Source organism: Alphaproteobacteria bacterium (genome assembly GCA_026400645.1).
Classification (GTDB): domain Bacteria; phylum Pseudomonadota; class Alphaproteobacteria; order Paracaedibacterales; family CAIULA01; genus JAPLOP01.
Window position 1 is genome coordinate 49,605 of the sequence record JAPLOP010000008.1, and the last position, 7,490, is coordinate 57,094.

The window sequence follows — 7,490 nt, forward strand, 5'->3', positions numbered from 1 at the left end:
ATTTAGGGAGGGGGAAGTTCGTGCTGTTTCATTAACCGAATGCCATTGCAAGGGACAGAGCCCTAAGGTTAGGGTGTTTTATTGCAGGGCTTCAGCCCGCACAAACCGTTTGGCTTTTTGAATCAGCAATTGCCGTTTCAGGGGGGGTAGGTAATCGATATACAATTTACCATTCAGGTGATCAATTTCATGTTGAACGCAAGTTGCTAAATAACCATCTGCATTGAGTTCTTGTTGGTTATTGTGTTCATCTAGATATGTAACTTTTACGGCTGCTGGACGTTCCACTATGCTCCGTTGATCGGGAACAGAAAGGCATCCTTCATTCATTTCTGATTTTTCGGAAGATGCCCATACTATTTCCGGGTTGGCCATCAGAATCATTGGAATATCTTCAAAGCGTGATGAAAGATCAACCACAATAACCCGTTTATGAATGCCGACCTGCGTTGCCGCCAGGCCCGCACCGTCCTCGGCAATTACCGTTTCCACCAAATCATCCATTAAGCGACGCACTGCGGCATCAACCCTATCGACAGGCCGTGCCTTGATTCTTAGCTGTGGATCCGGAACGGTTAGAACTTTTAAACGGGCCATAGTGTTATTGTCTACTCAAAGGTTAATTATTGCCCCTGCGTAAAAAAGCCGGAATATCCAACAATTCAGCAGCGTCTTTTTCTTCCTCGGTTGGCTTGCCGTGCGTTTTTATGAACTCGTCTGCAGCCGCATTTTGACCGCGCTGTCTGTTAACACCCGTAAAGCGTTCGAAAAGTGATGGAACCCTTTTCTTTTCCTGCTTTTCTCCGTAAGGATTTCTTGATTGATAGGGATTCCCTTTGTTTTGAAAATCGGTATTTTTTTCAGAATAATAAGAGTCAGAATTCTCGACATCCTGTTCCTGATGAGGATTGCTCGATGGAAGCGTTTCTTCCTGAATTCCAGAACTGGTCCCGGGGTTAACAGACTCAAACGCATTATTTGTGCCCTCTCTTGTTTCCGGAGACGAAGATGTCGGCATAGCATAAGGAGAAGGAGCCCCGGAATTTGTCTGTTTTTGAGACGCCGGCGATTGCCCCGACGATTGCGCAGGAAATCCAGAATAAGCAGGCGGATTGGAAGCCTTGGCACCAGCAGCAGCCGGCGCAGCCCCAGTTGCCCTTCCGGGTTGATATGTGCTGTCCTGCATCCAAGATTGCGGCAATGCCCCAATTCCCGTTGCAACAACCGATACCCTGATTCTGCCATTGAGCTTTTCATCAAAGGTTGATCCAAAAATGATATTGGCTTCTGATTCGACGTCTTCACGAATCCGATTTGCAGCTTCGTCAACCTCATAAAGGGTCATATCATAACCACCGGTGATGTTGATCAAAACGCCCTTTGCACCCTTCATCGATACATCATCAAGTAGCGGATTGGAAATAGCAGCTTCGGCCGCATCCAGGGCACGACGGTCCCCTTCGGCCTCGCCTGTGCCCATCATGGCTTTGCCCATCTCTGCCATGACGGCCCTGATGTCGGCGAAATCCAGGTTAATCAGCCCCGGCATCATCATCAGATCGGTCACACCACGAACGCCTGAATACAGTACATCATCAGCCATTTTAAAAGCATCAGCGAATGTAGTTCTTTCGTTGGCGATGCGGAATAAATTTTGGTTTGGAATAACGATCAGAGTATCAACGTATTGCTGAAGCTCCTCGATTCCCCGTTCCGCCGATCGGGACCGATGTGATCCTTCGAAATGAAAGGGTTTCGTTACAACACCAACGGTCAATATCCCGCTTTCCCTGGCAGCGCGTGCAATCACTGGTGCAGCCCCAGTACCGGTTCCACCCCCCATGCCGGCAGTAATAAACACCATGTTGCTGCCCTGCAAATGACGAATGACTTCCTCAATCGATTCCTCCGCCGCGGCACGACCAACGTCCGGCTTGGATCCGGCGCCCAACCCTTGGGTGATTTGCAACCCAAGTTGTATGCGGCGTGTTATATCGACCAAGGATTGCTCAAGAGCCTGCGCATCGGTGTTTGCAACACTGAACGATACCCCCTCTAATTTGGCACGAATCATGTTATTGACGGCATTACTACCGGCGCCACCGACACCAATAACAGAAATACGGGGCCGTAAATCAAATTCAGGGGATGGTTGTGTTTTTGGAGGTATCATTATGTTTTTATGTCCTTTTTGCAAAGAAGTCGCTCGTTTAATGCGCTATACTATCTTGACCTCATACTATTACGAAACTATACATCGTAACAAGAGGAAATTAACTTTTAATTAATAAATTTCGATCACTCGAAACTCTCTCTCAACCATAGACCGAAACGCTGCCACGTTGGGAACTTGCTTTTCGGAAGCATTGTGTGGTTGCTTGTGCGATCCTGCAAGCCATATTGCAACAAGCCCGCGCAGGTCGAAAAGGTCGGATTATTAATAATATCGCTTGATCCAACCAATCCAACTGGCGCCCCAAGGCGAACTTGCTTTCCTAGGGCCTGCATAACAAGCTCCCGCAACCCCTGCATTTGACTGGCGCCACCGGTTAACACAATACGTTGATTTGTTAATGAATCACCGGTTGATTCTTTCAATGACTTAACAATCAATTCGGCAATCTCTTCGACTCTCGCTTTAATAATGTGTGTTAACATCCCCTTTGGAACCTGGTGCGCATGGGATTGATCTATTTCCCCCATTTGCGATACCAGAATGCTTTCACGATCATCAGATTGCGACGGAACCAACGTCCCATATAGATTCTTAAGACGTTCTGCGTGGGCCAATGGAGTCGCCAAACCACGGGCGATATCATTGGTGATGTTTGCGCCACCTAATGGAAAGCTCGATAAATAGGTCAGATTCCCCTCGCAGAATGAGGCAATTGTAGTGGTCCCCCCGCCCATGTCAATAACGGTGACACCAAGCTCTAGCTCATCCTCGACCAATGTCGAAAGACCCGATGCATATCCCGATGCCACAAATCCAGAAATATCGAGATGACATTTGCCAATGCAGCTTTTAATATTGCGGATCAGATTAATGGGGGCCGACACAACATGTAATAAGGCGGATAATTTTTCACCAACCATCCCCCTTGGGTCCCTAATGCCCTGCGTTGTGTCCAATGTATAAGACAGGGGCAAAACATGGATGACCTGACGATCATTTGTTTCTGGAGCACTTTGATTATAGCTCAACAACCGACGCAAGTGACTGTCATCAACCGGGGCATTAAAAAGCTGAATTTCCGATCGAATAATTTTGGACCGACCAGAAATACCAGGAAGATTTACATAAACGCTGTTGATTGATTGTCCGGATGCTTGCTCTGCGCTGTGAACAGCATTTAAAATTGAATCCTCCAAAGCTTCCAGATCCACAATGTTCCCAGCCCTCAGACCACGAGACAATTGCTGACCAACCCCAATCACCTTTAAAAGGGTTGGCGTTTCCAAGGAAGACGCAAAAGACCGTTTGTCAATTTTTGCAATCGCACAGCAAATTTTCGTCGTGCCAATATCAAGGGCTGCAAAGATTTCCGTTCGTTCAATCGGACTTTTTTTTGTAAGTAAGCTCATTTTTATTTATTTTAGGTTCACTTTGGATGTTGCCTTAATTCATTAACAAAATCGACAAGCCCCAAAAGTCTTTTCCTTTTTAAGCGCTCGCTAATCAGGATGGAATAAATACGCTGCACGCTTTTATCGAACTGTCGATTTATAATAACATAATCATACTCTGCCCAATGACTAATATCTGCGGATGCCGACTGCATTCTTTTTGACAGAACATCTTCTGAATCGGAACCACGTTTCCGTAGTCTTTTTTCTAGCTCCTCAACAGACGGGGGCAGAATAAAAACACCAATCAAATCGCTTCGCCCCAGTTGAGCCAATTGCTGGGTTCCCTGCCAATCAATATCAAATATAACATCTTTTCCGTCAGACAGAGCCTGCAAAACAAAGCTTTTTGGTGTTCCATAATAATGGTCATACACATAGGCGTGCTCTAATAACTCGCCATTCGCCAAAAGCTCGTGAAATGTTTCCGTTGATACAAAATAATAATCTTTGCCATCAACCTCACCAGGGCGCTTTGGTCGCGTTGTAATCGATACTGAACAAACAAGATCCTGATCAAGACTGAGCAATTGCTTAACGATGGATGTTTTGCCAGCCCCGGACGGGGACGAAACAACAAACATAACGCCACGTCTTTTAATTTCTCTCATTATTCTTCCCTTGTATTTTTACCAATTTTCGCCAAGCCGACACACGGCGATTGTGTTCATCCAATGTTTTGCTGAACGCATGCCCCCCGGAACCATCTGCCACAAAATAAAGCGCATCCGTTTTATCTGGATTCAACGCCGCCTCGATCGATGCTTTACTAGGGCAGGCAATCGGATTGGGGGGAAGCCCGCCATAAACATAAGTATTATAGGGCGAAAAATACAGCAAATCGCTTTTTTTCAACGGACGCCCCAATAACGCAGTCCCCGCTGTTATGGCATAAATAACCGTTGGATCCGATTGTAACCTCATACCCAATTTTAACCGATTTGTAAATACACCAGCGACTTTTTTTCGTTCACAAGCGACTGCGGTTTCTTTTTCAATGATCGATGCCAGCGTCAACGCATCGCTCGGATCCCGAATCAAGCCATCATCGCTTTGACGACACGCCCACAACCTGGCGATCTCGGCCGTCATGGCGTTTTCCAGACGTTTGATGATTGTTCGACGATCTTCCCCATAAGAATATAAATAGGTTTCCGGCAGCAAGCTCCCCTCCCTTGGGATGGACGTGATTGTTCCGGATAATGTATCCGTGCTAAACAACAGACTAATGATTTGGGCAACTGTATACCCTTCTGGAATTGTCAATTTTCGAATGACTGTTCGCCCATCATCCATTTGCCGCGCAATATCTAGCGGACTGGCATCTTTGGCAATTAAATACTCCCCTGCCCGTAATTTCTTGGGGACGAATGACAGTTTATGCCCAACAAGAAAAATCCAGGGTGTTGGTAAGATTTTAGCATCTGTTAATTGTTTGGCAATATCCAGTGATGATGTTTGGGATCGAATGATTACAGATATATCCGCATCCCTTTTTCCGGGGACACAATATCCAAAAGGGCCGTAAAAAAACAAGCCAATTGCAGCCGACAAAAGCAAAACCATCATCAGCAGGATAAAGGGAAATTTATTTGGGAATTTTAACGACATCATCTAGAGTAAGCGCAATCCTGATTCAGGAGCACCCATAAGGGAAATGGTGGTCACAACAGGGATTGAACCTGTGACCCCTACGATGTCAACGTAGTGCTCTACCGCTGAGCTATGTGACCACTTGGATGTATCTAGTGATATCATCAAAAAATGTCTTCTGGCAAGAAAATAAATAGACTACAATTTTCCCTTTGTACTTAAATTTAATGAAAAGGACATGAACGATGAATTTTTTAGTGCGCATAACGAGTCTCCTTCTGATCGCATCAGGAGTTGGATATGCCGCCGACGCCAGTAACGACGAAAATCCTGCCAAAATCAGAAAGCTGGTCCATCAAGAAAAAAGGAACGCCCCCACCGATGGATTGGATATTTTAGCACAGGCCGTGGATCTCAAAACAGTTTCACAGTATGGCTTGCCCGCCAATAATATTTCAAAAGCTGGGTTACCCCTTAGTCCTATAAAGACAAAGGCACAGCCTGAGCAGCCAAAATCTGATTTTCTTCCTGTTTATCAACAAGCCCCCTTTCAGGCGATAAAATATCCCTATATTACAAGGGAGAACCTTAGGGCATTTTTAAGGGGCAGAGCACAAGAACTTCTGACGAATCACATAACGTTTTTTATATCGTGTCACGAGGAACGAAGCTCACTAAAGCTGGATCGTAAAAGGTTTCTCCGATCGAAATATTATCTTGAATGTTCGCTTAATGCGATCTCAGGATCTATTTCAGATATCATCGACAATGATCCTATTATATTATTGGCGCTACCGTTGATTTCGAATCCTGTTTTTCTAACGCCGATAATACCGCAAAGCCAGATTTTGGGGAAAAGAACCGGCTCTCAGATGAATCATACCCCTAATCCTGACCCTGCAAAATAGCCACTATGTCCGCATTGACGGCATCCTTGTCAAAATCAAGCTGGGGCGTGTGGGCGGAATTGGAATACATAATCGTTTTATAAATCCAGCCAGCGTCATCCAGTTTTTTTAATCCAGCTTTTATATTAATTGATAAACTTTGAGCCCCATATAACACAAAGATGGAATCCGCCTTGATTTTTTTACAATCCACCTGATCCTGCAATTTCCACAACACCGATAGACTGCTAACGGATACAGATGCTTGTGCAAAATTCTCTGCCCCCGCCTTTGGGTCAACAAAATCTGAATACGTTGAACGCCCAGGACAGTGTGATTTTTCAGCAATCGGACAAACCGTTTTGACCATTTCTAAACGAACGGGCGTAAAAACAAGATCCTTTGATTTTTTATCATCGTCACAACCAACAAAATAGGGCTCAACAAGAATCATCTTATGCACAGGACGTATTTGTGCCAAAAGACACGCCAAGACACCACCATTACTATGCCCAACAATGCTAACCTTGTCCGCAACTTGCGCCAACAGATCATAGGCATAAATGGCATCGCGAAGCCAATCGGATGCTTTGATCGTTCTTAAAATGTGGAAATCCTGCAACCCAAACCCAGTAAACAAGGGCGCATAATATCCCATTTGCTTTTGTTTCATACTGGCAAGCAGTGGATGAAAATTATAGGGGCTTCCTGCGAATCCATGAAGCACAAGCGTCGCATGGGGGATTTTTGTCGATGTTATCGTGCTATTTTGTGGGGGGGGGAGGACATCAGCGATAGCGGAAGATAGAATTGGGGGGCCGATTCTTTATAGGCGCCCAATGCGTCGTCACGCGTGAATTGCGACATATATTTTTCGTTCAATTCGATGTTTTTGTGTTCGACATACTGAACGGTCCCAGTTCCAACAATACCCACCCCAATAATGCAGGCAAAAAGTTTTGATTTTAGATTCATATTTGTTTCCTTGTTTAGAGCCCGAATTTGACGTAAGAAACGCAAAAAACCTTGTGTTTTTCAGTCTAACACTGGATGGCCACGTCGGACTTCGTCCTCCTCGCCATGACGTCATGGCGAGTGAGCGGAGCGAGCGTGGCCATCCAGGAAATTCACCAATCATTTGTGAAAATGGTATTACGTCGAACTCGGATTAAAGTATGCCTATTTCTATACTTTATCAGAAGGATTGCTAATAAACGGTTAATATACAGAAATATCTTTTTAATAAATCCAGTTGCAACTAGGTTCTGTCCCTAACAATGGCATTCGGTTAGCATGAAATTCACACCAAACAACACCCGCCCCCGTCATCCCGTGGCTTGACCACGGGATCCACAACGAAATACATGGGTCCCGTGGTCAAGC

General features: G+C 45.2%; 8 protein-coding genes and 1 tRNA gene. 1 reads left to right on the forward strand and 8 read right to left on the reverse strand.

Going from position 1 to position 7,490, the window contains the following annotated elements; genetic code table 11:
- Positions 1–78: 78 nt before the first annotated feature.
- The 6 genes from def to NTX76_00960 form a co-directional block, all read right to left on the reverse strand.
- On the reverse strand, positions 79–597 hold the full coding sequence (def, locus tag NTX76_00935) for a peptide deformylase (protein MCX7337834.1): 519 nt from the start codon (positions 595–597) through the stop codon (positions 79–81).
- A gap of 22 nt (positions 598–619) precedes the next feature.
- Positions 620–2,173, reverse strand: a complete 1,554-nt coding sequence (gene ftsZ / locus NTX76_00940; GenBank protein ID MCX7337835.1) for a cell division protein FtsZ — start codon at positions 2,171–2,173, stop codon at positions 620–622.
- Positions 2,174–2,298: 125 nt separating this feature from the next.
- Entirely contained in the window at positions 2,299–3,585 is a 1,287-nt protein-coding gene (gene ftsA, locus NTX76_00945; GenBank protein MCX7337836.1) for a cell division protein FtsA, read from the reverse strand.
- 17 nt (positions 3,586–3,602) lie between these two features.
- On the reverse strand, positions 3,603–4,238 hold the full coding sequence (gene gmk, locus NTX76_00950; GenBank protein MCX7337837.1) for a guanylate kinase: 636 nt from the start codon (positions 4,236–4,238) through the stop codon (positions 3,603–3,605).
- The gene (gene mltG, locus NTX76_00955) at positions 4,225–5,241 is read right to left on the reverse strand and encodes an endolytic transglycosylase MltG (protein MCX7337838.1); all 1,017 of its coding nucleotides are present in this window, start codon (positions 5,239–5,241) and stop codon (positions 4,225–4,227) included. Before mltG ends, gmk begins: the two co-directional genes overlap by 14 nt.
- Positions 5,242–5,285: 44 nt before the next feature.
- Positions 5,286–5,360 (reverse strand) — tRNA-Val (locus tag NTX76_00960).
- A 105-nt stretch (positions 5,361–5,465) separates the two neighbouring features.
- Between NTX76_00960 and NTX76_00965 the strand changes: the two genes are divergently transcribed.
- A complete protein-coding gene (locus NTX76_00965) occupies positions 5,466–6,128 on the forward strand; it encodes a hypothetical protein (protein ID MCX7337839.1) in 663 nt (220 codons plus the stop codon).
- Here NTX76_00965 and NTX76_00970 read toward each other — a convergent pair.
- Both NTX76_00970 and NTX76_00975 read right to left on the reverse strand, forming a co-directional pair.
- Complete coding sequence (locus NTX76_00970) at positions 6,106–6,834, reverse strand: alpha/beta fold hydrolase (protein MCX7337840.1); 729 nt, start codon at positions 6,832–6,834, stop codon at positions 6,106–6,108. The genes NTX76_00965 and NTX76_00970 overlap by 23 nt on opposite strands.
- Positions 6,835–6,863: 29 nt before the next feature.
- On the reverse strand, positions 6,864–7,082 hold the full coding sequence (locus tag NTX76_00975; GenBank protein MCX7337841.1) for a hypothetical protein: 219 nt from the start codon (positions 7,080–7,082) through the stop codon (positions 6,864–6,866).
- Between the last annotated feature and the right edge of the window lie 408 nt (positions 7,083–7,490).